Consider the following 26,616-nt stretch of genomic DNA (forward strand, 5'->3'; position numbering starts at 1 on the left):
CACAAGAAGACATTCGGACCGTTCACCTGTTATCCCCCGCGCCCGTGCTAGTGTCGTCTCCGAATGGCGAATCGCGCACCGAAACTGCCGAAACTGCGGAGAATCGAAGGAATGGATCACGATCCGGGCACCACCCACGAGGTGTTCAACCAGACCCCACCTTTTGCGGGGCGTAACCTGTTTTCCGGTGATCCGGTGCTGCGCAGTGCGCTTGATGCCCTGCTCGATCCGCAGACCGAAGAAGATCTGACCCGGGCAGGGGCCTATTGGGGCTCCACGGATGCGCTGGAAATGGCGCGTCTTGCCAACTCGCACACGCCGACATTGCGAACCCACGATGCGCAGGGGCGCAGGCTGGATACGGTGGAGTTCCATCCCGCCTATCACGCCCTGATGCGCCGTTCGGTGGAAGGCGGCCTGCATTGTTCCGCTTGGGACGGCGATCCGACCCTGACCGGGCGGCGTCACACACTGAGGGCGGCGCGGCTCTACATGACCGCGCAGGGCGAGTGCGGGCATCTGTGTCCCATGACCATGACCAATGCCGCGATCGCCGCGCTGAAGCTCTCTCCCGAACTGCTGGAGACCTGGCTGCCGCGTATCGTGTCGCGTCGCTACGATTATCGCTTCCTGCCCGCCGACCAGAAAGCCGGTGTGACCATCGGCATGGGCATGACCGAAAAGCAGGGTGGCACGGATGTGCGCGCCAACACCACGCGCGCCGAGCCCGGCGATGACGGCATGTGGCGGATTACCGGGCACAAGTGGTTCTTCTCCGCGCCCATGTGCGATGCGTTCCTTGTTCTGGCGCAGACGCAGGCAGGCCCCACCTGTTTCCTGATGCCGCGGTTCCTACCGGACGGATCTGTCAACCGCCTCCGTCTCCAGCGCCTCAAGGACAAGCTCGGTAACCGCTCCAACGCCTCCTCGGAAGTGGAATTCCATGGTGCGGGGGCGTGGCTCGTGGGTGAGGAGGGGCGCGGTGTCGCCACCATCTTGGAAATGGTGACGATGACGCGCCTCGATTGCGCGTTGGCCTCGGCCGGGCAGATGCGCGCCGCATTGGGCGAGGCGGTGCATCATGCCCGCCACCGTCAGGTGTTCGGGGCCAAGCTCATCGATCAGCCGATGATGACGCGGGTTCTCGCAGACATGGCGCTGGACGTCGCGGCGGCCACCGCGCTCACCATGCGCCTTGCGCGTGCCTTCGACCATGCGCCCAAGAACGAGCGCGAGGCGCTGTTTGCGCGGTTGGTCACGCCTGCAGCCAAATACTGGGTCTGCAAGGCGACGCCTGCGCTGGTCTATGAGGCGATGGAGTGTCTGGGCGGCAATGGCTATGTGGAGGAAAGCCCGATGGCGCGGCTTTACCGCGAAGCGCCGCTCGATGCGATCTGGGAAGGGGCGGGGAATGTCATGTGTCTCGACGTGCTGCGCGCGCTCCAGAAGCAGCCGCAGTCGCTCGATGCGGTGATCGGCGAAGTCGAGCGCGATCTGGGGTCCAGCGGGCCGGTGTCCAGCCAGGTGCTGAAGGCGGCGGCGCGGGCCTGTGTCGCTGATCCCGGCTCCTCGCGCATTCTGACCGAGCAGCTTGCGCTGACGGTTGCGGCGGCCTGCCTGCGTCAGGTCGCGCCGCGTGCGGTGGCGGACGCCTTCATCGACACCCGGCTGGGCGGTCAGTGGCGTGCGACTTACGGCATGCTGGATTCGCGCTTCGACGCCAAGGCGCTGGTCGAATACGCGTTTCCCGAAGGCTAGACTGCGATCTAGCTTTCGGCGTCTTCCTCGTCGTCCCCATCGGGGATGACGAGGCCAACGGCCGAGGTTGTTGCGCCGACGGTCGTGCCGACGGCGGTGGTGGCGATCTTGGCCGTGCCGCCAACCACGGCTCCCGTTACCGCGACAGCCGCGCAACCGCCCAAGGTCGGCGCTGCAATCAGCGCCAGCACAAGCATTCGCACGATCATTGAAAGCCCCCCTGTCCTTGCGTCTTTTCCTAAGGCCGGGGCTTTAAGAACGCGTGAAGGCGGCTACATCGCGCCAAGCACGACCAGAGCTATCGGCAGGGTTACGATGGCCGCAATGGACTGAAGCGTCAGGATTTCCGCCATAAGTTCCGCATCGCCTCCCATCTCGCGGGCGAGCAGGTAGGCGCCCGATGAGGTGGGGACGGAGGTGCACAGGACGGCGGCGGCAAGCGCCATGCCGGAAAGGCCCAGAAGCGTGCCAAGGCCCGCGGCCACTGTCGGCAGGGCGACAAGGCGCAGGATGGCGGCGGTACTGAGGGCCGGGCCCGGGCGGCGCAGCGCGCCGATATCGAGGCTGGCCCCCACCACCAGAAGTCCTGCGGCCAGGGCGCACCGTCCCAGCATTTCCATCGATGTCATCACCGCTTCGGGCGGCATCAGGCCGGTCATGTTGATGACGAGGCCGACCAGCGTCGCGACGATATAGGGGTTGCGGGTGAGGTCGCGGAGAAGCCTCGTAAGGCTGAACGGGGTGTCGGCATTGGCGAAACGGCTCATCACGGTCACGGAGAGCATGTTGAGAAGCGGCACCATGGCGACGATCGCTACCGCGATCAGGGCCACGCCTTCCGGTCCCCACATCTGGTCCGCCATGGCCAGCGCCACGAACGTATTCCAGCGCACCGAGCCCTGAAAGATGGAGGTAAAGCGGGCCGGGCTTATGCCGTACCGCCTTTCCAGCCGGGTTCGGATGAGGAGGAGGAAGGTCGCGACGATGGAAACCGCACCTGCAAGCGTCAGGCCCAGTTGCACAAAGGGCAAAGCGCCGAAATCCACCAGCGCCAGATTGCGGATGATGATGCAGGGAAAGAGAACGAAGTAGGTGAGTTTTTCGAAGCCGCGCCAATTGTCGCCGGTCACAAGTCCGATGCGGGCAACGACGTGACCGGTGGCGATGACCAGGAGGACGGGCAGGAGCGCGTCGAGAGCCATCATCATGGGGAAGGGGCCTTCAGCTGACTGTCAGGAGAGTGATCCGCGTGCCATCCGGTCGAGAAAACCCTGAAGGATGAAGGCGGCGGCCATCTTGTCGACGACCTCGTCACGGCGTGCGCGCGAGGTATCCGCCTCAAGCAGCGTCCGCGTGACCGCGACTGTGGACAGTCGTTCATCCCAATAGGTGATCGGCATTGCACGGCGCGCGGACAGGTTGCGCACGAAGGCGCGGGTCGCCTGTGCGCGGGGGCCTTCCGATCCATCCATATTGAGCGGCAGGCCGATGACAAGGCCCGCCACTTCCTGCGCGTCCACCAGTTCCAGCAGCCGGTTGCTATCGGCGGTGAACTTGGTGCGACGGATGGTTTCCAGTGGACTTGCGATGGAGCGGCGACCATCGGAAAGGGCGATGCCGATGGTCTTGGTGCCAAGATCAATACCGATCAGCCGCCCGAAAGTCGGCAGTGCGGCGGTGAAGTCTTCAAGGGACAGCGTCGGATCTGCGGCCATTTTCCCGGCATGATCAAGGGGTGAAAAACGTATTCCTGATCGCTGCCGTATCAAACTCCAAGCCGAAAGTCTTCAAGTCATTTCCAGACCCGGCGATGAGGATCTGAGTGGAGCCAGGAAGAATCGCGGAACGCTTCGGCACAGATGCTTTTGAACGCCCGCGCCGCGGTTCCGATTGCTCGGCATCGGATTTTGCACTGTCTGCCCGCGCCGTGATCCATCACTCAAGCGAGTTCGCGCAAGAGAGCCTCGGCCACATGGCGCGCCTGATTCTTGTCGCGCTCGGCAAGGGCCTGAAGTCCCGCGCTGGCTTCGCGGCGCAACTGGGCGGTCGAACGTTCCTTGATCTCGCGGATCTGCTTGTCGATTTCGCGCAGCCGGTCGAGCTTTTCGCCTTTCCGGTTTCCCGCCAGTTCAAGCAGTGCTTCCGTGATGATGCCGAGCTGACGGCCGCTGCTGGCCACGTTTTCGGCGATGCGGCGCTCGATCTCGGGCGAGCCCTTGTAGTTGATCGTGGTGGAAAACCAGCCGCTGGTCGGAGAGATCGTCTGGAAATTGCCGCCCGCAAACGGGGCGTTGATGTCGCTGGGCCAGAAAAACGGATACATGGCAAACCTCGCAGGTGGTGTCTTCAATGAAAAGGCCGTGTGTCGCAAAAACGACGTCGCGAGATGATATCACGGCAGAGGGCATTTGCCCTTCGGGGGCTGCTCATTCACCCATTGCCGTTTGCATGAATCGTGTGTTCCCGTCTTGGCGAATATCCGGGCGTCTGATTGGGCAAATCCTTGAGGTCGGGAGAGTGAGCCCTATACTCTGGCGCAAATTCGCCTGCCCCTCTGGCAGGCATGTATCCGGCAGGGCAGACCGGCAGCATTTTGTTCAGATGGGAGACACTTCATGAAAATCACATGGTTCGGCCATGCCGCCTTTCGCATCGAGATCGCGGGCGCCGTCATTCTGATCGATCCGTTCCTGAGCGGCAGCCCGGTCTTTCCCAAGGATCTGTCCGTCGATGAGGCCTCGGCGGGTGTCACGCACATTCTGTTGACCCACGGCCATGATGATCACATCGGCGACACCATCGAGATTGCGAAGAAGACGGGCGCGCAGATTACCGGCAATGCGGAGATCTGCGGCTGGGTCGGCAAGCACGGCATCGAAGCTCTCAATCCGATGAATTCGGGTGGCAAGATCGATGTCGGCCCGTTCAGCGTGGCCATGACGATCGCGCATCATTCCTCCTCGCGCCACACCAGCGAAGAAGGCAACATCTATCTGGGCAATCCGCACGGGCTGGTGATTTCAGCACCCGGTGAAAAGACGCTCTACCACATGGGCGATACCTGCGCCTTCATGGACATGCAGCTCATCAACGAGTTGCATGCGCCAAAGATCGGCATCGTGCCGATCGGCGACCGCTACACCATGGGCGCCAGGGAAGCCTCGCTCGCCTGCAAGCGGTTCTTCGATTTCGAGACCATCATCCCCTGTCACTTCGGGACGTTCCCCGGCCTTGATCCGGATGCGGAGAAGTTCAAGGCGGAGCTGGGCGCGGATGCCTCGAAGGTGAATGTCGCCACCATTGGCGAGGCCTTCACGGTTTAAGGCGCGGTTAGCCTGTGAAACACGGACGCCCTCCCGGCCATGAAGCGGGGAGGGCGTTTTGTTCTGGGCACTGGCGCGTCGAAGTATGGGCGCGTCAGAGCTTGTCTGCGGGCACGTCCTTGATCTTGGTCCAGTTCTTGTCAGCCCGCGCTATGGTGCCGTCCACGTCGGAGAGATAGCGCTTGTGCGGCGCTGACCCGGCATTGAGATAAAGCTTGCCGTTGTGAATATCCCATGTGGTCGGATCGATGGGGATCTTGTAGCCGAAGCTTGCCCCGGTGGCGCAGTAGCCTCCATAGGCCGGGGCATATTTCTCAGGCTCCGCCTTGAACATGTCGCGGTGTTCGGCGCTGGAGAATTTCCACGTCACGCCGTCATGGGTGGCGGTGAACTCGTCGGAGCCTGCAACCGGCTTGCCGTCGGTGAAATAGGCCACCGGATCGGTGCCGCCAATGGCAGCGCCATCTTTCACATAGGTGGTGATCTCATCGGCATGGGCGGGCAGGCAGATTCCTGAGACAGCCAGTGGCAAGGCGATAAGCAATGCAGACATGAGTCGGCTTTTGGGCGGGGCACTCAACAGGGTCAAATCCGTTTCTCCCGGATAATCGGAATGCGGTCTGTCTCAAGCTTCTGGCATGGAGTGAACCGCAGGGCCTTGCAGTCTTGGCGCGAAAGGCGGAATGATGCCAATCAAGCCAGCTCACAGGCGCGTAAGCGGTCTGTGACACTCACCGGATCGTCGCGTCTTGCGCTCAGTGGATTGCGTGTGCGCAAGCGCCGGTGCTATACGCCGCCAAGACGTTTGCTCAAGCCAACGGGATTAATTCCATGTCCGTCGATACCGCCACGGTGAAGCGCGTTGCCCGATTGGCGCGCATTGCCGTCACTGATGCCGAAGCCGAAAAGATGCAGGGTGAACTGAACGCCATTCTCGGTTTTGTCGAACAGCTCGATAAGGTCGATGTTTCCGGCGTCGAACCGATGACGTCCGTGGTCGAGACGACCATGCGCAAGCGCGTGGATGCGGTGACCGACGGCGACCGCGCCGACGATATCGTCGCCAATGCGCCGATGAGCGAAGATAATTTCTTCATGGTGCCGAAGGTGGTCGAGTAACCGCCCGCCCTCATCGTCCGTGCATTCAGCCGCCTTGGCCTGACCCGAGATTTTTCCATGACCGACCTTACCAACCTGACGATCACCGAAGCCCGCGAGGGGCTGGAGAAGAAAGACTTCTCCGCGGTGGAACTGACCGATGCCTATATCGCGGCCATCGACGCGGCGAAGCAGATCAACGCCTATGTGACGACGACGCCGGAAAAGGCGCGCGAGATGGCGGCGGCCTCCGACAAGAAAATCGCCGCAGGCGAGGGCGGGACGCTGGAAGGCATTCCGCTGGGCATCAAGGACCTGTTCGGCACCGAGGGCGTTCACACGCAGGCTTGCAGCCACATTCTCGACGGCTTCAAGCCGCGCTACGAATCGACCGTCACGGCCAATCTGTGGGCCGATGGCGCGGTGATGCTGGGCAAGCTCAACATGGATGAGTTCGCCATGGGCTCGTCCAACGAGACCAGCTACTACGGTCCCGTCGCCAACCCGTGGAAGGCCAAGGGCTCCGATGCCACACTGGTTCCCGGTGGTTCCTCGGGCGGCTCTGCGGCGGCCGTCGCCGCGCATCTTTGCGCCGGGGCGACCGCCACCGACACGGGCGGCTCCATCCGCCAGCCTGCCGCACTCACCGGCACCGTCGGCATCAAGCCGACCTATGGCCGCTGCTCGCGCTGGGGCGTGGTGGCCTTTGCCTCCTCGCTCGACCAGGCCGGTCCGATCGCGCGCACCGTCAAGGATGCGGCGACGCTGCTGAAGTCGATGGCCTCCGTCGATCCCAGGGACACCACCTCCGTGGACCGTCCGGTGCCGGATTACGCGGCCGCGGTCGGACGCCCGGTCAAGGGCCTGAAGATCGGCATCCCGAAGGAATACCGTATCGACGGAATGGCCCCCGAGATCGAGACGCTGTGGCAGCAGGGCATCGACTGGCTGAAGGCGGAAGGCGCCGAGATCATCGATATCTCGTTGCCGCACACCCATTACGCCCTTCCGGCCTATTACATCGTGGCGCCCGCGGAAGCCTCCTCGAACCTCGCGCGCTATGACGGCGTTCGCTACGGCCTGCGGGTTCCGGGCAATGACATCACCGACATGTACGAGAAGACCCGCGCCGCCGGTTTCGGCGCCGAGGTCAAGCGCCGCGTGATGATCGGCACCTACGTTTTGTCGGCAGGCTATTACGATGCCTACTACCTGAAGGCGCAGAAGGTTCGCACGCTCATCAAGCGCGACTTCGACCTTGCCTTTGAGGCGGGTGTCGATGCGATCCTGACGCCGACCACGCCGTCGGCGGCCTTCGAGCCGGGCGCGATCACGGATCCGGTGTCCATGTATCTGCAGGACATCTTCACGGTGACGGTGAACATGGCCGGTTTGCCGGGTATCTCGGTTCCCGCCGGTCTCGACGGCAAGGGGCTGCCGCTTGGCCTTCAGCTCATCGGCAAGCCGTTCGGCGAGGAAACGCTCTTCCAGGTGGCGCAGGTGATCGAGAACGCCGCCGGTCGCTTCCAGCCGGAGAAGTGGTGGGCCTGATCGGTCTCACGCTTCACGAAGCACATATGAAAAACGCCGATCCTGCGGTTCGCGGGGTCGGCGTTTTTTCTTTCAGATCTGCGAGAGAGTGGCGTTTCAGCGGTTGTCGCGGAAGTTCTGGAAGTGTCCGGCGTTGCGGCAAAAGGCCGGGGCATCGCAGTGGGTGTTTCCCTCTTCCAGCCATTCCCGGCATTCCTCGCCATGCTTGCAGAAGAGACACCGCACGATGGAGCCACGCAGGAATGCTTCACCGGCGGGGCCGCTGGCCTTGCTGGGGTCGGTGTCCGTCCGGCGCATCATTTCGCCCATGTAGTGCATGTGGTCATTGGCGTGCTTGAGAATTCCCATGACGTCTTTCTCCAGATCGGGCACCCGGGCCACCATCAGATTACGTTGCGAGAAGTTTGGGTGTTGCGGCGGGAAATGTCCTTGATCCGGATCAAGGCGCGGCCTCTCATCCGACAGCGGGGCCGCGGCTCGAAAACGCGCGCGAGCGCGTCGGATACCGGGAATTAACCGATATGGCTGTTGTCTGGTGCCTTGGAGATTTCAACCGAGAGGCACACTCTTGTCCGCCGTGGCGAGCATTCCAGTGTCGGTGCCGACCAATACCGGGCAGAGCCTGACGGCTCTGGGAGCCGGGCAGGTGGTGGCTGCGCGCGTGGTTTCGCAAGGTGGGGACGGCACGACACAGCTTTCGCTTGGCAAGGGACAGCAGGTGGAGGTGCGCCTGCCGATGGCCCTTCCGGCGGGCACAACGGTGGCCCTGCAGGTGCAATCTGGCGGGACGCAGCCCAATCTGGCGTTGATGGTCGATGCGCAGGGCCAGCCGATGACACCGGATGTCGCGCGCGCCGCTCTTGCGGCCTCGCAGAATACCGGAACAGGGGGCACTGCGGCCGGTCAGGCCATCCCATTGCCGCAACCTGCCGTGCAGCGTCCCGTCTTCACGCCGGGCGATGTTCTGAATGCTCAGGTTCTCGGACAGACAGCCGAAGGTGCGACCCGTCTCAATGTGGGGCGCACCATGCTTGATGCGCGGCTTCCCGAAGCCTTGCCCCAAGGCATGCGAACCGTCGCCCTGAAGGTGGAGACGGGTGGCACGCAGCCACGCCTTGCGGTGGTGGTGGATGGGGAGGGGCGTCCGGCAAATCCCGAGGCGGTGCGAGCCCAGGCGGCAAGCGGCCAGGTGCGCACCGGTCCTGCCTTCACCGCAACACCGCCGGCCTCGGGGCAGACGGCGGGGTCGGTGGCTGCCCAATCCGACCCGGCGCAAACGCTTGCAGCCCTCAAGACCGGCGATCTGGTCAATGCCAAGGTCATCCAGCAGGGCGCGGATGGCACGACGCGGCTGTCCATCGGGCGCGCGCAGGTGGAGGTTCGCCTGCCGGTCGCGCTCAAGGAGGGCGCGACGGTCACCTTGCGGGCGGAGGTCGGCACGGGTGTTGGCAGCGCTCAGCCCACATTGCGGCTCGGCGCGCTCGTCGATCCGCACAACCAGCCGCTTTCGGGCGATGTCGCGCGCATGGCCAACGCCGCGCGCGCGCAGGCTCCCGTGCAGGCGACGGTGGTCTCCGGGCCCGGCAAATTGCCGCCTGCGGGGAGCCTTGTCGCGGCGAAGGTCCTGCTTGCCGCATCCGACGGCATGCCGCAGATCGCGATCGGCAAGAGCGTGATCAAGGCCCCGCTCGGCGCACTGCCGGAAGCGGGCGGAACTGTTCTCGTAAAGATCGCATCGAATGGGACTGGCGCAGAGCCGCCGCAGCTATCGCTTCTGACGAACCGTCAGGGGGCACCCGTCAACGGGGAGACAACGCAGGCATTGGCCTCTGCCCGGCAAATGCCATCGGGCGAGGTGAAGCTCGTTCAGACGTCCGCCCCCGGTACGCTGAAGCCGACGGCGGCGCCCGAAGCGCTGGAAAAGGCGGTGAATGAGGCGCGCCCCCTGGCAGCATCGCGGCAGGATTCCATGGCCCCGCTCTTTGCCAATGCGGCGGCGGCCTCGGGAAAATCGAGCCCGCTGCCGCCCGTTCTTCAGCAAGTGGTGCGCGATGTTCTGGGCTTCCGGCTTCCCGCCGATGGGGTGACCGGCGAGCAGGTGCGTGTCGCCGCCGGGCGGTCCGGGCTCTTCAGCGAAGCGCAGGCGGCAACGGCCAGGGGGGAAAGCGCCTCAGGTCAGGTGCCGCAGGGTGCGCGTTCCCAATCCTCACCAGCACGCGCGACGGCGGCGGGAGACGTTTTGGCGGCACCCGACACATTGCAGGCGCTCGTCAATGCGAGTGTTCAGGGCGGGGGCAAGGCGGACCTGAAAAACACGCTCTTCCTGTTGCGCGCGGTCTTGTCCGGCTTTCTTGGAGAGGATGCGGACCTGCCGCTGCCGCCCCGCGCCGGAACACCGCCGCCACCGCCGCGCGCGGGCGGTCAGCCGCAGGGCCAGCAGCCGGCGCAATCGGGGCTCGCGGATGCGACCGGGCCGAAACAGGCGGCGCGCATGCTTCTGTCGGATACGGAAGCCGCGCTTTCGCGCATCCGGCTCTCTCAGATCGCCTCACAGCCGAGCGGGCAATCCGGCGGACCGGATGCCGCGACCTTGCACGGGCGGCCAGGGCAGGCGGCTCATTGGACCTTCGAAATCCCTCTCATGGTCTCCGCGGGCACGGCGATGGCGCAGTTTCAGATCTTTCGCGACGAGGAAGGTGGGGGGACCTTTGAACAGCCGGAAGCGGCCGGATGGCGGCTTCACTTCGCGCTCGATCTTCCCGAAACCGGGGCTGTGGAGAGCCTCGTGGCGCTTGGCGGGCAGGGCACGACGGTGACACTCTGGGCGCAGCGTCCCGATGTGGCCGCCGCACTTCGCGAGGGGGCAGACGAGCTTTCCGGCGTTCTGGAACTCGCTGGCATCGATGTGGCCAGCGTCCGCATCCGGCACGGTTTGCCCGCAGGGCCCGCCAAGAACAAGGCCGCGCCTTCGGGCTATTTTCTGGATCGGCTGACATGATGGGCGATCCGGCGAAAAAGACAGTCCCGGCCCGCCGCGACGAAAAGCGTCGCGTTGCCGTCGCGCTTCACTATGACAACCAGGGCGCGCCGACGGTTACGGCCAAGGGCGAAGGACATATCGCGGAGAACATCCTGAAGCTCGCGCGCGAAAGCGGCGTGCCGGTGGAGGAGGATGCGATTCTGGCCCAGGCGCTTTCGCAGGTGGAGCTGGGTGAGGAGATCCCGGAGGAGCTCTACAAGGCGGTTGCGGTCATCATCGGCTTCATCCTTCGCCGTGGAGCAAAGGCGTCGAAGTAAGGCTTGTCGCAAGAACCTCTTGCGGCGCGGCGAAAGACGCACTACCCAACAAACAAAAGCCCGCGTGCGATTTCGTGACCGCGCGCAGGTATCCGTTTTGCCGCAGACAGGACACTTTGCAGTCATGACGATCGTCGACACCCGAACCCCCGATCCCAAGAAGTTTATCAAGGGCGCCACGGGCGACTGGGAAATCGTCATCGGCATGGAGGTCCACGCTCAGGTGACTTCCAAGTCGAAGCTATTTTCCGGGGCTTCCACCGAATTCGGTCAGGATCCCAATTCCAACGTGTCGCTGGTCGATGCGGCCATGCCCGGCATGCTGCCCGTGATCAACGAGGAATGTGTACGTCAGGCGGTTCGCACGGGTCTTGGCCTCAAGGCCGAGATCAACCTGAAAAGCGTCTTCGACCGGAAGAACTATTTCTATCCGGATCTGCCGCAGGGCTATCAGATTTCGCAGTTCAAGCAGCCCATTGTCGGCGAAGGCAAGATCCTTCTCGACATGGCGGATGGCGAGCAGGTGGAAATCGGCGTGGAGCGCCTGCATCTGGAACAGGACGCAGGCAAGTCGCTGCATGACCAGCACCCGACAATGTCTTTCGTCGACCTGAACCGTTCCGGCGTGGCGCTGATGGAAATCGTGTCCAAGCCGGATCTGCGCTGTTCCGACGAGGCCAAGGCCTATCTGACCAAGCTGCGCACCATCCTGCGTTATCTGGGTACCTGTGACGGCAACATGGAACAGGGCTCCATGCGCGCCGACATCAACGTCTCCGTGCGCAAGCCCGGTGGTGAATTCGGCACGCGCTGCGAGATCAAGAACGTCAATTCCATCCGCTTCGCCGGTCAGGCCATCGAGTATGAAGCACGCCGCCAGATCGGCATTCTGGAAGATGGCGGGTCCATCGATCAGGAAACCCGGCTGTTCGATCCGGGCAAGGGCGAGACGCGCTCCATGCGCTCCAAGGAAGAGGCGCATGATTACCGCTACTTCCCCGATCCCGACCTGCTGCCGCTGGAATTCGATCAGGCCTTTGTGGATGCGCTGGCAGCCGATCTGCCGGAGCTTCCCGACGACAAGAAGGCCCGTTTCATCGCCGATTACGGCCTGACGCCCTATGACGCCGATATTCTGGTGCATGAAAAGGCGTCCGCCGATTTCTTCGAGGACGTCGCTGAGGGCCGTGATGCGAAGCTTTCCGCGAACTGGGTGATCAACGAACTGTTCGGCCGCCTGAACAAGGAAGGTCTGGATGTCACCAACAGCCCGGTTTCGGCCGATCAGCTGGGTGGCATCGTCGATCTTATCAAGGGCGGCGAGATTTCGGGCAAGATCGCAAAGGATCTCTTCGAGATCGTGTGGTCGGAAGGCGGAGACCCGAAGAAGATCGTGGAAGATCGCGGCATGAAGCAGGTCACGGACCTTGGCGCGATCGAGGCCATCGTGGACGAAATTGTCGCAGCCAATCCCGAGAAGGCGGCTCAGGCCAAGGAAAAGCCGGGTCTCCTCGGCTGGTTCGTCGGGCAGGTCATGAAAGCCTCGCAAGGCAAGGCGAATCCTCAGGCTGTCAACGATCTGCTGCGCCAGAAGATCGGCATCGAATAAGCCGGCTCTTCGTTCGAATATCGTGATTTATGTCAGGGGCCTAAGGGCCCCTGATTGCGTTCGGAACGGCGCTGTCTTGTGCGTTGCATCAGATTTTCCTAATCCTGCCATGCCTTTGCCTCGATCCTTGATGAATTTGCTTGCAGTAAAACCCACATAGGGAGATATGAACGGCCTTGGCCGCTGAGCGTCAGTACAACCGAACGGGGTGGAACCTGTTTGTGTTTGCTGCGTTTGCACAGCAGGCCGGTGGTTCGGTCTTCACGAAGCAAATTTCGGGAAATGACTTGCGATCTGCGTGACGCGCGCCATGCACTCCGGCGCGCGGTGGCTGCATGAGCGCCGGGTCAGGACCCATCGGTCAGGTTCTCACGTGCCACAGAATACGAGTTCAGAAATCAACAGACGACATTACCTGAAGGCCAGCGCCTGTTTCATCGCAGCGATGACGGGCGGCGGAATCCTCCCAGCCTTTGCGCAGGACGCGGACCCGGCGAAAGGCAATGCGCCTTCTCCGGAAGGCGAGGCGACGGCGACCGTGGCCGACAAGGGCAAGCCCTTTAACTGGGACTGGCTTGTCGCTCGCATGAAGGCGCGCGCGGCTGCGCCCTTTGTCGATGATCAAGGTGAACTGCCGGAACAGGTGAGTGCGCTCGGGTATGACGCGCACCGCCGAATCCGGTTCCGGCCGGATCATGCGCGCTGGCGCGAGGATGGCTACAATTTCGAATTGCAGGCCTTTTATCCCGGCTGGCTGTTCGACAAGCCCGTTCGTATCTTTGAAGTGGATGAGGGCATCTCGCGGCCGCTGGATTTCCATCCTGGCGACTTCGAGTTCCGCAGTCCTCTGGATGAGCAAGGCTTCGACAAGATAGATCTTCCCGGCGTTGCCGGCTTCCGGCTCCATTATCCTTTGAACCGGTCCGACTATCACGATGAGTTGATTGCCTTTCTGGGCTCCAGCTACTTCCGTGCGCTGGGTCGTGGCAATAATTACGGGCTTTCCGCGCGCGGGCTTGCGGTCGATACCGCCTCGGGCAGTGCGGAGGAGTTTCCCCGCTTCACTCGTTTCTATATCGAGCGCCCGGAAAAGGGCGCGCGCGATATCAAGATCTTCGCCGAGCTGGAAAGCGCGCGGGTGGCGGGGGCCTACGCCTTTTCGATCACCCCGGGCGTTGAAACCGTTGTGGACGTGCAGGCCGCGATCTTCCTGCGCGATGCGGTTGCGCGTCTCGGCCTTGCGCCGCTCACCTCCATGTATCTGTTCGGTGAGAACGACCGCACCGGGTTCGACGATTATCGTCCGGAGGTGCATGACAGCGACGGGCTGGTGATTCTGCGGGCCAATGGCGAGCGGATCTGGCGTCCGCTGACCAATCCTGGCCAGCTCCAGCTTTCGGTCTTCTCCGAGGACAATCCCGGCGGCTTCGGCCTTCTGCAGCGCGATCGTTCGCCCGACCATTATCTCGACACCGAGGCGCGTTACGAACGGCGACCGTCGGTCTGGATCGAGCCGGTGGGCGAGTGGGGCAAGGGCTCCGTCTTTCTGGCGGAAATCCCATCCAAGGAGGAGGTCCACGACAATGTGGTGGCCTTCTGGATGCCGGAAAACGGGCTTGAGGCGGGCGCTGAGCACTGGCTTCACTACCGCATGCTCTGGGCGATGGATGTGGAGGGCGATGTTCCGCTCGCCCGTGTCCTGCGCACCCATGCCGGCGCTGGCGGAACCTCCGCCTCGAAACCGGATCCGAACCTTCGCAAGTTCCTGATCGATTTTGCGGGCGATCCGCTTGTCGGGCTTGGCGAGGATGCCGAGGTTGTGGCGCGGGTCAGTGTCAGCAACGGGAAGGTCCAGCACAAAATTTTGAACAAATTGCAGGGTAGCGACGTTTGGAGGTTGATCCTCGATATCAGGCGCAAGGACGCGGGTGATCCGGTGGAGATAAACGCGGCACTTTTGCTTGGAGAGGATCGTTTGAGCGAAATTTGGACATATCAGTGGGGACAGACGGTATGAGTGCCGAGATGCAATCCGGTGGCTTCGCTCGCGCGTCCGTGCAAGCGGTTCACTCCAATCTATCATGGGCAACCTTGCGTGAGGCTTTAGGCCGGCCCGATCTCGATGATGAGGTGCTGGGCGAGGCGGTCAGCGATGCCATCGAGACGATCGTGCGGCCGTCGTGCGATGAGGATCGTTCGCGCCTGATCGGTCAGCTTGTGGCTGGAGACCTTGAGGGGCAACTGCCGCGCGTGGTGGTGGCCTCCTTGTGCCTGCCCGCACCGCGCGCGCCGCTCGCCATGCCGGTGCAGGTCCTTCAAAGCGAACGCAGGCCGGTATTCGCCCGCCTCTTCTCGCGGATCCGCGCCCGCCAGGGCTGATCTCTTCCTCTCTCATCAATGCGCGGGCGTCTTGGGGGCGACCCCGCCCGGAGTGTCGCGCGATGGCGCATGATCGTGGAAAATCGGGTCGTATGGAAGCGTTCGCCGTTGGCTTGCGCCGGTCCGGAGCGATCATTCTCACCCTTGGGCTGACGGCCGGCGCTGCCGCCATGTTCGGCTCCATCGCCGTGGCGGACGGATTCGACTGGGTCGACGTGGTGCGCGTGACACTGGTCTCCTTCTGTGCGCTGTGGCTCTCATGGGGGGCCTGTACCGCAGTGCTTGGGCTGCTCTTCGGGGCGGATAAGGTCCCGGTCTCCGACGGGCCTCCGCGTGGTCGCACAGCCATCGTCATTCCGGTCTACAACGAGGCCGCGGATGCGGTCTTTGCCCGGCTCGATGCCATGTATCGCGCCATTGATGACATGGGTGTTCTCGACACGTTCGATTTCCACGTCTTGTCGGATTCCACGCGTGCGCAATCGGTGGTGGACGAGAAGGCGCTTTATCGCCGTGCCGTGATGGCGCTGGGGGCAGGCGGGCGGCTCTTCTATCGCCATCGCTCGCCGAATGTCGGTCGCAAAGCGGGCAATATCGCGGATTTCATCCGCGCCAATGGCGGCGCCTATGACTACATGCTGGTGCTCGATGCCGACAGTCTGATGCATGCCCGCACCATTGTGGAGATGGTGCGCCGCATGGAGGCGGTGCCGGATCTGGGTCTTTTGCAGACGGTTCCGCAGATCATCGGGCGACGCACGCTGTTCGGGCGCATGATCCAGTTTTCCGCCAGCTTCTATTCGCCGCTCTTTTCGCGCGGTGTGGCGGCCCTTCAGGGGCGGCAGGGGCCGTTCTGGGGGCACAATGCCCTTATCCGGGTGCGCGCCTTTGCCGAGACCTGCGGCCTGCCCGCGCTTGAGGGCAAGCCGCCCTTCGGCGGCGACATCCTTTCCCATGACACGGTCGAGGCGGCCATGTTGGCGCGTGGCGGCTGGCGGGTGCGGCTTGATCCCGACCTTGAGGGATCGTTTGAGGAGGCTCCGGCCAATCTCATCGAATATGCCAAGCGCGACCGCCGCTGGTGTCAGGGCAATCTTCAGCATTCCCGCGTCTTGAGAGCCCCCGGCCTGCCGCTGTGGAGCCGGCTCAACATCCTTCAGGGGATTTTCGGCTACCTGGCCTCGCCAGTATGGCTGTTGTTCCTGATTGCCAGTGTCGCAGCTCCCCTGTTTGCGCCGCCGCCGGTCTATTTCATGTCGGATTCCATGTTCCCGCGGTTCCCGCATCCGGAAACGGAAAAGGGCCTGGCGCTGCTCTTTGGCGTCGTCGCGCTTCTGATTCTGCCAAAGGCGCTGCTGCTTCTTCGCGCCGTCGTGACGGGCGAGGCGGGGCCATATGGCGGTCGCCTGCGCACAGCCTGGTCGGCGCTTTTGGAATTGTTGCTCGCATCGCTTCTCGCCCCGATCCACATGATGTTCCAGAGCCGTTCTGTCTGGCAGGTGATAACGGGGGCCGATTTCGGCTGGCCATCGAGCGAGCGCGAGGACGGCTCTCTCGACTTGCTCACATCGTTCAAGGCAAGTTGGTGGATGTGCGTGGTCGGCATGGGAACGCTGGGCTTTGCGTTTTACTTCGTGCCCAGCCTGGTCGCCTGGTTAAGCCCGGTCGTGCTGCCGCTGATCCTTGCGCCGATCATCGTGTGGTGGACGGCGTCCATCGGGTCCGGTGAGCGCGCCCGCAATCGCGGCATCTTTCTGACCCCGCAGGAATGGCGCGAGGACGCGATCATCGCAGCAGCCCGCCGCGCGCTGGACTACTACAGCAGGCCGCGCGACGCGGCGCCAGAGCCGCAGGCCGAGGGGGATAGGGGCGCCGCTCTCGACCTCGCGACGGGACCAGCCCGCGGCTGATCCCGTTTCCCGCCAGACGGTGGTGGTGTGAGAGGCTTCGGGTCAGTTGACCCGGTTCCATGTCTCGCCCTTGCAGATGAGCCCGCCCAGCACGCAGCCGGAGAGCTTCAGCTTGTTCGGGCCGACGAGTTCCATCTTGCCGGTATAGGTCTTGCCATCCTCGGCATTGTAGACCTTGCCCTTCCAGACATCGTCACCCGACGGCTTCATGCCATAGACCGTCTGTACCCCCAGCAACGAGCGGTCACGCTTTGAGGCGTCGGGGTTCTTTTCGTCCTTCTTGCCCTTGTCACGCAGCCAGACCAGCTTGCCGCAAAGGCTGCCGCCACACTTGGCGATCCTTATCTGGGAGGAGCCGGAGGGGCGCGCCCAGGTACCCTTGGCGTCGGCGGCAAAAGCCGCTCCGGACAGGGCAGACACCATCAAGCCCCCGGCAAGCGCGAGGCATGCCCCCAGTCGCAAGACAGATCCCGCCCTGCGGGCGCCAATTCTCTTGTGCGTATCGACATCCAAGTGGTTTCCAACTGTCATACTTGTCTCCTCCCCAAAATTGATTGTCTTGTTTTTCAATCTCGACGGCCGTTCGGCGCCCGGTCTCTGATGTCTTCGGTGCGCGTCAACTTGCCATCGTCAAGTGGAGCCTACCGCCTTTGCGATAGGGCGCAAGACATGCCGTAGCGGCATGTGGGCGATAATTGATCCGGCAAGGCGAAAGACTGTTCGCGGATGCGGCTGGGGGGGGCTGGCACATGGGCGAGGCGGAGTGAAGCGCCATTTCCCGTCCCGCCCGGCAAGCGTTTTTCGCGCATGGTTAGCAAAGCGTGACAGTTAAGCGTCGGTTTCTATTCGATCGGTCTTGATTCATATGCCGGAATTGGTGCGAGGTGGTAAATGATACGTCAAATTTACTTCTCGTTTTTGATTTGTATTCGGTCGATTAACCGAGAAAATTTACGCGCGGTTGAAGCCATTGGACGAGACTTTTCCTCGCGAAAGGCCCGGAGCTGCAAGGGCATCCGGTCTTAGGTCAAAACGGAGAAGCGAGGAGACGACAATGGCACGCATAGAGGTTCTGAGTGAAGACATGGCCGTGATGGGGTCGCGGCAGATCAATGGCGAAATGCTGTTTGAGTTGGGCATGAATTATGCGACCGGTCGCGATGTTCCGGAGGATCTGGTGAGCGCGCACAAGTGGTTCAACCTTGCAGCGATGCGCGGCGTTCGTGAGGCGGTTCAGTATCGCAAGGAAATTTCCGAGGAGATGAGTTCTTCGGATATTGCGGAGGCCCAACGTGCGGCGCGTGAATGGCTGTCCATGCAGTGAGCGCGTTGCATTTTGCGCCTGCGGGCGGATGCGAGGATGTCGGGCGAGCAGTTGCCGGCCGGGTCGCGCGACGTGTCATGTGGCTGCGGGAATCTTGGCTGTTTCCCGATAGCGAGGATGTCTGGAATTGAGCGGAGCGTAGTTCCGTTTTCCGTCTAGAGCGGAGAAGGGGACTGCGCTTCGCTGCATTTGGGAGCTTCAGCGCGCTGTTGCGTTGTTCGCCTATTGTTTATGGAAGGTCTTGACGGAAACGCGCGTGGACAAGTTGTGCAGGGGTGAAATATCCCTTGAAATCCTTGCTCTTTGCCGATACCAACGCGGGACCGGAGAGGTGGCCGAGTGGTCGAAGGCGCTCCCCTGCTAAGGGAGTATACCAGCGATGGTATCGAGGGTTCGAATCCCTTCCTCTCCGCCATATTCCCTTTCCATATATCGAAAGAAACAGTCCTCTCCTATTTAGGGGAACCATCCTGCGTCTTTTTATTCAATACACGCAGTCTCGTACGCTTTTAATAAACCGCTATACCTTCTCTATCCGCCAACAAGGTTGGTGGATTTTGGGATGTGTCTTCGGTGTGGGGCTCTTTCGTGGAGATAGTCTTGTCCAAAGCTGGCGGATATCTGGATAAGCTGGCAGCAATCCCATCTTCGAAGTCACACGCGACACGAACGTCCTGCAGGTGGCTTGATCGTGCGCCCTTGAGACTTCCGTTGGCATTCAACCGCCTATGATCGGTCAGGCGCCTCTTTCAAGAAGGGGGGGCGGCGGAGAGCCATATCCCGCAGTTGCCCAATCGCAGCTGTCGCTGGAAAGCGAAGGGCGGGGCGGGCTGAGTGTTCCGCACCCGCGCCCTCCGGGACGGCCGACAGGTGTTCGGGCATCGGTCCCGGTCCGTGCCCTTCATTGCCGCCGAAAAGCGGGTATGATCCTCGCGCTGTCATGCGATAGGGATCTTCGTCGCACGATATGAGCTGGCGAATGCTCTTTCCATGGAAAGCAAAGAGCATTCGCCATAGTCTTCGAAGTCGATGATCAGATGGCTTTTGTCTTGATCAGATAGTCGTCGACCTCTGTCCGCAATGCCTGAGACTGCTTGGAAAGCTCCTCGGCTGTATCGACAAAGTTCCCAACCGATTTGAGATTGCTCTCGGACGCGCTGGCGACGTCTGAGATGTTGTGGGCAACGCCTTTGACGCCATTCGCAGCTTGCTCGACATTGCGCGCAATTTCGCGGGTGGCGCTGTCTTGTTCTTCGATGGCGGTGGCGACGGAAACCGAGATTTCCTTCACCTTGTCGATCGTTTTGCCGATGCCATCAATCGCATCCACGGCTTCTTGCGTGGCGCTCTGGATCTGAGCGATCTGGTTTCCGATGCTCTCCGTCGCGCTCGAGGTCTGATTTGCCAGTTCCTTGACTTCCGCGGCCACAATGGCAAAGCCCTTGCCCGCATCTCCGGCTCTGGCGGCTTCAATGGTGGCATTGAGGGCGAGAAGGTTGGTCTGCTCTGCAATGGCAGTGATCAGCTGGACAACCTCGCCAACCTTGAACGAGGCCTTGGCCAGGCCCTGAATCTTATGATTGGTTTCTTCTGCTTCCCGGGCCGCTCCGTTGGCAATGTCGGTCGACTGGGTGATCTGCCGGCTGATCTCGGCGATGGACGCTGAGAGCTCTTCGGACGCGGCTGCCAGAGATTCAAGATTGCTTGATGTCTCATTGGCCGCTTGAGACATGTTCTGGCTTTGCTGGTTTGTTTGCGTCGCTCCTGCCGCCATTTCCTGCGCGGAGGTCCGGAGTTTGGATGATGCGGAGGACAGGGACCCGACGACACCCGCAACGCTGGCATCGAGTTTCTCGGCCAAATCGAACATGGCTGTCCGCTTGGTTTCTTCTTGCTGGGCACGGATTTTGGTTTCTTCCACCAGTTTGCCTGCCTCAGCCTGAGCGAGGTTCAGATCCTTCATCGCCTGGTGATTGTCTGTGAACTGACGATTGATGCGATAGGCCAGCCAAAGCATCGGACCGCCCACCAGCACGACATAGCTGGCATGGATGAGGAAATGGTGCAGGACATACTCGGCCGATGGCCAGATATAGAGCGGCAAAAGCAAGGAAAAGGCGACGTGATGCACGGTCGCGATCGCATTGACGATCAGCATAGTCCGCCAGCAGAAATAGATGACCAGCACTGCATTCAGAACGAAAAACAGCATGTGGGCATCGAGAACCAGTCCGTCCGGCAATCCGCTTGCGCTGAAAACCAACAGCGCCCAGTCGGTGGTCAGTGATGCCCCGATGGCAAATCGGGTCGCCGGTCCAACCGGGTCCTTGACAAACATGAGGGTTGAGACGCCCGCGAGCGCCGCTGCGATCGCGGATACCGTCAGTGCTGGTGCGGATGAAAACGAAGCGACGCTTCCAATGACCAGTATCATGAGCCAAAGGCTTGCAATGAACGCCTTGCTCGCGATCTGGCGGAGTTTTGTGAGTTCAGGGGCGGTCTCGACGACGGAAGATGGGGAGGTCGCGTTCATTTCTGTCCTCTGGGTAAACTTGATCAGGAACGAGCTGATTGGGGACGATTCATTAGACGTTGCTGCCGTCATTTGTTGTTGGTTTCGGCATGCAGCCTCCGACACCAAAGGAACTGATGACCGCCCAGGCGCCAAGCGCCCGCACCTTTGCCGGGTAATCCTGTTGCTCAGGCAAAACCGTCACGAAGGTGCCGTCAAAGTCCGATCGTATGAGTTTTGAGGCCGGTGTCAGGGCGCGGGTTATCGCTTGCCGTTCACTGTCCCAGGGGGCAGAAATGACAATAACCGGCGCGTTCTCCGCAAAGCTGAACAAGGTCAGATAGCCAACAATCAGAAAACCGGATAAGCCGATCAAGGCGGCTGGCCCGTAAGTGGTAACCGCGTTCTCTGATAGATCTTCGCTTTTTCGCATCGTCGAATTTTCTATTGCTGCCATATGGGCGTTTCAAGTGACAAGACGCAACCTGTGCGAGTAGTGTACTTTACGTAATCTATCAATAAAGCAATCTATTTAATGAGGGCTTAATTTGATCTGGATGGGGGCGTTGAGATCTTGCGTGGGTAAAGCAAAGGCAAAAAAACCCGCTGGAGGGAACGAGAGAAAATCCGCGAGAAGTAAGTAAGAGTCCTTTTGTATTCGTTTTAATACATAAGTAGTTTCGCGTTGTCTTTTGATGTTGCTCCTGGAGTGAATTTCATTTGAGCGCGGCTCAGGCCCGACAAGAGCGGCAGGCCTGAGGCGTAGCCGATCTTGCGAGGGTAGATGATTGGGACAGGGAGGGCGCGCTGGGCATGTGTTCGCGTTGCGGATTTACGCGCCAATCCAGGCCTCGGCTCTGCCTGCATTTGCAAATGAAAGGCCTGGCTCGGCGGCATGGATGTCCGTGCGGCCTGGCAGCTCATTCAGCCCATCCCAAGACGCGCGATTTGACGATATTCGATGATATCTGACGAGAGGGATGAGCCGACGGGGCAATATCTAAATAAAGACTATAGGATATAATATGTCCTGATGTGGCGTCCGGTTGTGCCGAGAGAGGGCTTCCTCTCCACCATTTGCCTGTTCAGGCGCGTTCGTGCTTTCCGACCGGTGCAATCGTTTGGTCGATTGGGAGGTGCCTCATATCAATCCCGCAACGCGCTTTGTGTGTCCGGCGTCCACTCCTTGCGGAGGAGGGCATACTGAAAGGTGTTTTCGTAGACGGGATTGCCGGCTGAATCGCTTCGGAAAGAGACAAACTCCAGGAACAGACCTTCCTGGCGCATTCCGAGCCGTTCGCACAGGCGCTGCGATGACGTGTTGTGGTCTTCCACATAAGCGTAGAGGCGACGTGCGCCTTTATGCGCGAAAAGATGGGCAAACAGCGCGCGGGCTGCCTCCGTCGCATATCCCTTGCCCGCAAAGGCCGGATTGAAATTCCAGCCCACGGAAAAAGTGTCTTCCTCGGGAACGGCAAACAGGTCGCCGATGAGCTCGCCCGTGTCCCGCAGGCAGACCGCGATATGCTCGTCGTTGGTGCTGCGTTTCACGGCTTCGGCTTGCGCCTCCTGGAGGCTCTTGAGCCTGAGATCGAGAAAGCAGCTGACCACAGGGTCGTGCAGATAGGCAAAGAGGGCGTCTGCGTCACTGCTCAGGAAGTTTCGAAGGCAGAGACGCGTTGTCTTGATGGAATCCATGGCTGGAGATTGCCGCAAAGCGCAGCCATTCATCAACAAGAAGATTGTCGGTCGGTGCGCAGCAGAGGCGGCTCAAGTTCCCCTGTAGACGGTCGGCAAGCTTGAAGAGCCCCGTTCAGCCTGTTGCGACGTGCTTTTGCGGTGGTCGTGCGTCTTGTCGAAAAAGAACCGCGCCGAGGGGCAGGCGCTCATGTCGATGCCGGGGTAGTGACCAGGGGGAGGCGGGCGTCTCCCCCTGGTGTTGATCTGCCCCTCACATGGATGCGTGGAAGGTGCGGTTTATGACGTCGAGCTGCTGTTCTCGGGTGAGCTTGATGAAGTTCACCGCATAGCCGGAGACGCGGATGGTGAGCTGGGGATAGTTTTCCGGGTGCTCCATGGCGTCGAGGAGCGTCTCGCGCTTCAACAGGTTGACGTTGACGTGGAAGCCATTGGCGGCGGCGAAGCCGTCGAGGCAGTTGGACAGGTTCTCGATCCGCTCTTCCTCGGTGTTGCCCATGGAACCGGGCGTGGCCGAGGCCGTCCAGCTGATGCCGTCGAGCGCGGCTTCGTAGGGCAGCTTGGCGATCGATGCGCCCGCGGCCACGAAGCCCTTCTTGTCGCGTCCGTTCATCGGGTTTGCGCCCGGTGCGAAGGGCTCGCCCGCGCGCCGTCCGTCCGGCGTGTTGCCGGTCTTCTTGCCATAGACCACGTTCGAGGTGATCGTAAGGATCGACTGTGTCGGCATGGCGTCGCGATAGAAGGAGGGCTGGGCCTTGATCTTGTCCATGAAGGTCTCGGTCAGCCAGACGGCGATGTCGTCGACGCGGTCGTCATTGTTGCCGAAGGCCGGGTAGTCGCCCTCGATCCTGTAATCCACCGCCAGGCCGTTTTCGTCGCGAATGACATGCACCTTGGCGTATTTGATCGCCGAGAGGCTGTCGGCGGCAATCGAAAGCCCGGCAATGCCGCAAGCCATGGTGCGCAGCACATCACGATCATGCAGCGCCATCTCGATCCGCTCATAGGCGTATTTGTCGTGCATGTAGTGGATGATGTTGAGCGCCTTGACGTAGGTCTTGGCCAGCCAGTCCATGGTCTTGTCGAACTTGGCCATCACCTCGTCATAGTCCAGCACGTCGGCGGTGATGGGCTCGAACCCCGGTGCGACGAGCTTTTGCGACTTCTCGTCGACGCCGCCATTGATGGCATAGAGCAGCGCCTTGGCGAGATTGGCGCGCGCGCCGAAGAACTGCATCTGCTTGCCGATGCGCATGGCCGAGACGCAGCAGGCGATGCCATAGTCGTCGCCCCAGTGCGGGCGCATCAGGTCATCGTTTTCATACTGGATGGCGGAGGTGTCGGCAGAGACCTTGGCGCAGAAGTTCTTGAAGCCCTTGGGGAGCCTCGTGCTCCACAGAACCGTCAGGTTCGGTTCGGGGGCGGGGCCGAGATTGTAGAGGGTGTTGAGGAAGCGGAAGCTCGATTTGGAGACGAGCGTGCGGCCATCCTCGCCCATGCCGCCAAGCACTTCCGTCACCCAGGTCGGATCGCCGGAGAAGAGGGCGTCATAGTCGGGCGTGCGCAGGAAGCGGACAATGCGCAGCTTGATGACCATGTCGTCGATCATTTCCTGCGCGGCTTCTTCGGTGAGGAACCCGGCCTCAAGATCGCGCTGGATGTAGATGTCGAGGAAGGTGGAGATGCGGCCGAGCGACATGGCCGCGCCGTTCTGCTCCTTCACCGCGCCCAGATAGCCGAAATAGGTCCACTGGATGGCCTCAAGGGCATTGGCGGCCGGGCGCGAGATATCGCAGCCGTATTTCGCCGCCATTTCGCGCAGCTCGTCGAGCGCACGGAACTGTTCCGACATTTCCTCGCGCAGACGCATCGTCTTCTCGTCGAAAACGGTGTCGTCGAGGGCGTGGAAGTCGGCCTGTTTCTGGGTACGCAGGAAATCGGTGCCGTAAAGCGCCACGCGGCGATAGTCGCCGATGATGCGGCCGCGGCCATAGGCATCCGGCAGGCCGGTGATGACCCCGTATTTGCGCGCCGCAAGGATTTCCGGGCTGTAGACGTCGAAGACACCCTGGTTGTGGCTCTTGCGGTACTTGCTCCAGATCTCCTTCACTTCCGGGGCAAGCTCGTAGCCATAGGCGGCCAGGCCGCCTTCCACCATGCGCAGGCCGCCATTCGGCATGATCGAGCGTTTGAGCGGGGCATCGGTCTGCAGGCCGACAATCACCTCGTTGTCCCGATCGATGTAGCCCGCATCATGGGCGGTGATCGTGGAGGGACGGTCGGTGGAAACGTCGAGAACGCCCTTCTTGCGCTCTTCCTTCAGCAATTCGCCGAGCTTCGCCCAGATCGCCCTGGTGCGTTCGGTCGCCGGGCTCAGAAAGGCGTCATCGCCTTCATAAGGCGTGTAGTTTTCCTGGATGAAGCCACGGACGTCGATTGCCTGACGCCACTGTCCGTCGCTGAACCCTGCCCACGGATCGGCATAAAGGCTGGAGGGATCTGCATAAACGTTCATGGCTTTATCCTCGTGTTGGGAGAGTGAGGCAGGGGGCTTGGTCCCGGCGTTGCGGGGCGTTCGGTTCGGGTGCGCAATGCCTGTGGTGTCTTATGGCAGGGGCGCGGGGGAGGCGGCCGGATAGGGGAGCGGCCGCCTTTGGTTTCAGGGGGCGTGTCGTCTTGGCACGCCGGTCGCTCAGACTATGGTGAGCGCTTCGATCAACAGGATGACGAGGAGGCCCATCACCGAGACGAAGGTGGACATCAGCGTCCAGGTTGCGAAGGTTTCCTTCATCGAGAGGCCGAAGAATTCCTTGTACATCCAGAAGCCGGCATCGTTGACGTGCGAGCAGATAGCGCTTCCGGCGCCGGTTGCCAGTGTGACAAGCGCCAGATCCGCCGGTGTTTGCGCCAGAACCGGGATGACAAGGCCTGCGGTGGAGATTGCCGCGACTGTGGCGGATCCCAGCGAGATGCGCAGGATGGCGGCCACAACCCAGGCGAACAGCACGGGGGAGGCATGGCTTCCCTGAAACAGCTGGGCGATATAGTCGCCAACGCCGCCGACGATCAGCACCTGCTTGAAGGCGCCGCCGCCGCCGATGATCAGCAGCATCATGCCGATGTGGTTGGCGGCCGAAGCGCAGGACCCCATGATCTTCTCGACCGGGATATTGCGGTTCACGCCCATGGTGAAGAAGGCGAAGATCAGGGAGAGGACCATGGCGACGGAGGCATCGCCGACCACGTCGATGATGGTGAAGAACTGGCTGTCGCCGGGGGCTCCGTGGGCAATGGTGACGATGGTCGATGCGGCCATGAGGATGACCGGGAGCATGGCGGTTAGCACGGAGATGCCGAAACCGGGGGTCTCCTCAAGCTTGAAGTCGGTGGAGGCGCTCGCCCCCTCAGGCAGTTCGAACTTGGCGTAGGCGTCCGGGATCAGGCGCATGGCAAGGCGGTTGAAGACGGGGCCGCAAACGATCACGGTTGGGATCGCGATAATGATGCCATAGAGCAGCACCTTGCCGATATCGGCGCCGTATTCGCCTGCGATGACGGTCGGGCCGGGGTGCGGCGGCAGAAAACAATGGGTGGCAAGCAGGGCCGCGACCATCGGCACACCGAGCCGCAGCAGGGAGATCCGCATCTCCTTGGCCATCGTGTAGACCAGCGGGACCAGCAGAACGAGACCCACCTCGAAGAAGAGTGCGACGCCGACGATGAAGGAGGCGACGATGACGGCCCATTCGACGCGCTTTTCGCCAAATCTCTCGATCAATGTCAGGGCGATGCGGTGGGCGCCGCCGGCATCGGCAAGAAGCCGCCCCAGCATGGCTCCGATACCGAAGATCAGCGCGATGTGGCCGAGGGTGCCGCCCAAGCCCTTCTCGATGGCTTTGACCACCTCCTCCAGGGGGACGCCAAGCGCGACGGCGACGCCGAAGGACACCAGCATGAGGGCCACGAAGGTGTTCAACTTCAGGCGCATGATCAGCATCAGCAGTACAGCGATGCCGATTGCGACGATAAAGAGTGGCATGAAAACTCTCCTCGATTTTCCCACCCGTTTTCAGCAGCCGGGCGGATGCACCTCTCCCGTTGCCGCTCTTGCAAGCGGCTTCATTCCTCAACCAGGGAGAGGGTGCATGTGCGTTGCC

23 protein-coding genes and 1 tRNA gene are annotated in these 26,616 nt (G+C 61.7%); 12 read left to right on the forward strand and 12 right to left on the reverse strand.

Annotation, left to right across the window (positions count from 1 at the left end; all coding sequences use genetic code 11):
* Positions 1–111 precede the first annotated feature (111 nt).
* Entirely contained in the window at positions 112–1,758 is a 1,647-nt protein-coding gene (locus ABGM93_RS02260; protein ID WP_321503098.1) for an isovaleryl-CoA dehydrogenase, read from the forward strand.
* Between the two features lie 8 nt (positions 1,759–1,766).
* On the opposite strand, the gene ABGM93_RS02265 is transcribed toward ABGM93_RS02260, so the two are convergent.
* The 4 genes from ABGM93_RS02265 to ABGM93_RS02280 form a co-directional block, all read right to left on the reverse strand.
* The gene (locus tag ABGM93_RS02265; RefSeq protein ID WP_321503101.1) at positions 1,767–1,967 is read right to left on the reverse strand and encodes a hypothetical protein; all 201 of its coding nucleotides are present in this window, start codon (positions 1,965–1,967) and stop codon (positions 1,767–1,769) included.
* A 63-nt stretch (positions 1,968–2,030) separates the two neighbouring features.
* On the reverse strand, positions 2,031–2,966 hold the full coding sequence (locus ABGM93_RS02270) for an AEC family transporter (protein ID WP_321503104.1): 936 nt from the start codon (positions 2,964–2,966) through the stop codon (positions 2,031–2,033).
* 24 nt (positions 2,967–2,990) lie between these two features.
* Complete coding sequence (gene ruvX, locus ABGM93_RS02275) at positions 2,991–3,473, reverse strand: Holliday junction resolvase RuvX (protein WP_321503108.1); 483 nt, start codon at positions 3,471–3,473, stop codon at positions 2,991–2,993.
* Between the two features lie 224 nt (positions 3,474–3,697).
* The gene (locus ABGM93_RS02280) at positions 3,698–4,081 is read right to left on the reverse strand and encodes a hypothetical protein (protein ID WP_321503111.1); all 384 of its coding nucleotides are present in this window, start codon (positions 4,079–4,081) and stop codon (positions 3,698–3,700) included.
* Between the two features lie 292 nt (positions 4,082–4,373).
* Between ABGM93_RS02280 and ABGM93_RS02285 the strand changes: the two genes are divergently transcribed.
* A complete protein-coding gene (locus tag ABGM93_RS02285; RefSeq protein WP_321503113.1) occupies positions 4,374–5,081 on the forward strand; it encodes a metal-dependent hydrolase in 708 nt (235 codons plus the stop codon).
* Between the two features lie 94 nt (positions 5,082–5,175).
* On the opposite strand, the gene ABGM93_RS02290 is transcribed toward ABGM93_RS02285, so the two are convergent.
* On the reverse strand, positions 5,176–5,634 hold the full coding sequence (locus ABGM93_RS02290) for a YHS domain-containing (seleno)protein (RefSeq protein WP_321503115.1): 459 nt from the start codon (positions 5,632–5,634) through the stop codon (positions 5,176–5,178).
* A 278-nt stretch (positions 5,635–5,912) separates the two neighbouring features.
* On the opposite strand from ABGM93_RS02290, the gene gatC reads away from it, so the two are divergent.
* A complete protein-coding gene (gatC, locus tag ABGM93_RS02295) occupies positions 5,913–6,200 on the forward strand; it encodes an Asp-tRNA(Asn)/Glu-tRNA(Gln) amidotransferase subunit GatC (RefSeq protein WP_319773262.1) in 288 nt (95 codons plus the stop codon).
* Between the two features lie 57 nt (positions 6,201–6,257).
* Positions 6,258–7,730 (forward strand): Asp-tRNA(Asn)/Glu-tRNA(Gln) amidotransferase subunit GatA, encoded by a 1,473-nt coding sequence (gene gatA / locus ABGM93_RS02300; RefSeq protein ID WP_321337648.1) that lies wholly within the window; start codon positions 6,258–6,260, stop codon positions 7,728–7,730.
* Between the two features lie 96 nt (positions 7,731–7,826).
* Here gatA and ABGM93_RS02305 read toward each other — a convergent pair whose 3' ends face one another.
* Positions 7,827–8,078, reverse strand: a complete 252-nt coding sequence (locus tag ABGM93_RS02305; RefSeq protein WP_319773264.1) for a DUF6455 family protein — start codon at positions 8,076–8,078, stop codon at positions 7,827–7,829.
* Between the two features lie 229 nt (positions 8,079–8,307).
* On the opposite strand from ABGM93_RS02305, the gene ABGM93_RS02310 reads away from it, so the two are divergent.
* The 6 genes from ABGM93_RS02310 (at position 8,308) to mdoH (ending at position 16,925) form a co-directional block, all read left to right on the forward strand.
* Positions 8,308–10,728, forward strand: a complete 2,421-nt coding sequence (locus ABGM93_RS02310) for a flagellar hook-length control protein FliK (protein WP_321505701.1) — start codon at positions 8,308–8,310, stop codon at positions 10,726–10,728.
* Positions 10,725–11,027 (forward strand): EscU/YscU/HrcU family type III secretion system export apparatus switch protein, encoded by a 303-nt coding sequence (locus tag ABGM93_RS02315; RefSeq protein WP_319773265.1) that lies wholly within the window; start codon positions 10,725–10,727, stop codon positions 11,025–11,027. Before ABGM93_RS02310 ends, ABGM93_RS02315 begins: the two co-directional genes overlap by 4 nt.
* A gap of 124 nt (positions 11,028–11,151) precedes the next feature.
* Complete coding sequence (gene gatB, locus ABGM93_RS02320; RefSeq protein WP_321503118.1) at positions 11,152–12,636, forward strand: Asp-tRNA(Asn)/Glu-tRNA(Gln) amidotransferase subunit GatB; 1,485 nt, start codon at positions 11,152–11,154, stop codon at positions 12,634–12,636.
* Between the two features lie 373 nt (positions 12,637–13,009).
* Entirely contained in the window at positions 13,010–14,653 is a 1,644-nt protein-coding gene (locus ABGM93_RS02325; RefSeq protein WP_321503120.1) for a glucan biosynthesis protein G, read from the forward strand.
* Positions 14,650–15,015, forward strand: a complete 366-nt coding sequence (locus ABGM93_RS02330) for a hypothetical protein (protein WP_321503122.1) — start codon at positions 14,650–14,652, stop codon at positions 15,013–15,015. Before ABGM93_RS02325 ends, ABGM93_RS02330 begins: the two co-directional genes overlap by 4 nt.
* A gap of 92 nt (positions 15,016–15,107) precedes the next feature.
* A complete protein-coding gene (gene mdoH, locus ABGM93_RS02335) occupies positions 15,108–16,925 on the forward strand; it encodes a glucans biosynthesis glucosyltransferase MdoH (RefSeq protein WP_321503124.1) in 1,818 nt (605 codons plus the stop codon).
* A gap of 42 nt (positions 16,926–16,967) precedes the next feature.
* Here mdoH and ABGM93_RS02340 read toward each other — a convergent pair whose 3' ends face one another.
* On the reverse strand, positions 16,968–17,456 hold the full coding sequence (locus ABGM93_RS02340) for a DUF2147 domain-containing protein (RefSeq protein ID WP_321503126.1): 489 nt from the start codon (positions 17,454–17,456) through the stop codon (positions 16,968–16,970).
* 553 nt (positions 17,457–18,009) lie between these two features.
* Here ABGM93_RS02340 and ABGM93_RS02345 point away from each other — a divergent pair.
* Complete coding sequence (locus ABGM93_RS02345; RefSeq protein ID WP_321505703.1) at positions 18,010–18,249, forward strand: hypothetical protein; 240 nt, start codon at positions 18,010–18,012, stop codon at positions 18,247–18,249.
* Positions 18,250–18,574: 325 nt separating this feature from the next.
* Positions 18,575–18,664, forward strand: a tRNA-Ser gene (locus tag ABGM93_RS02350).
* A gap of 618 nt (positions 18,665–19,282) precedes the next feature.
* Here ABGM93_RS02350 and ABGM93_RS02355 read toward each other — a convergent pair.
* The 5 genes from ABGM93_RS02355 to ABGM93_RS02375 all read right to left on the reverse strand — a co-directional run bounded on the left by ABGM93_RS02355 (position 19,283) and on the right by ABGM93_RS02375 (position 26,498).
* Positions 19,283–20,782, reverse strand: a complete 1,500-nt coding sequence (locus tag ABGM93_RS02355) for a methyl-accepting chemotaxis protein (protein WP_321503128.1) — start codon at positions 20,780–20,782, stop codon at positions 19,283–19,285.
* A gap of 52 nt (positions 20,783–20,834) precedes the next feature.
* Positions 20,835–21,218 (reverse strand): hypothetical protein, encoded by a 384-nt coding sequence (locus ABGM93_RS02360; protein ID WP_321503130.1) that lies wholly within the window; start codon positions 21,216–21,218, stop codon positions 20,835–20,837.
* A gap of 689 nt (positions 21,219–21,907) precedes the next feature.
* A complete protein-coding gene (locus ABGM93_RS02365) occupies positions 21,908–22,459 on the reverse strand; it encodes a GNAT family N-acetyltransferase (protein ID WP_321503132.1) in 552 nt (183 codons plus the stop codon).
* A gap of 253 nt (positions 22,460–22,712) precedes the next feature.
* Positions 22,713–24,974, reverse strand: a complete 2,262-nt coding sequence (gene pflB, locus ABGM93_RS02370) for a formate C-acetyltransferase (protein ID WP_321503134.1) — start codon at positions 24,972–24,974, stop codon at positions 22,713–22,715.
* Between the two features lie 177 nt (positions 24,975–25,151).
* Positions 25,152–26,498, reverse strand: coding sequence for a gluconate:H+ symporter (locus tag ABGM93_RS02375; RefSeq protein ID WP_321503136.1), 1,347 nt, complete (start codon positions 26,496–26,498; stop codon positions 25,152–25,154).
* Positions 26,499–26,616 lie beyond the last annotated feature (118 nt).

It is taken from the genome of Breoghania sp., assembly GCF_963674635.1.
Classification (GTDB): domain Bacteria; phylum Pseudomonadota; class Alphaproteobacteria; order Rhizobiales; family Stappiaceae; genus Breoghania.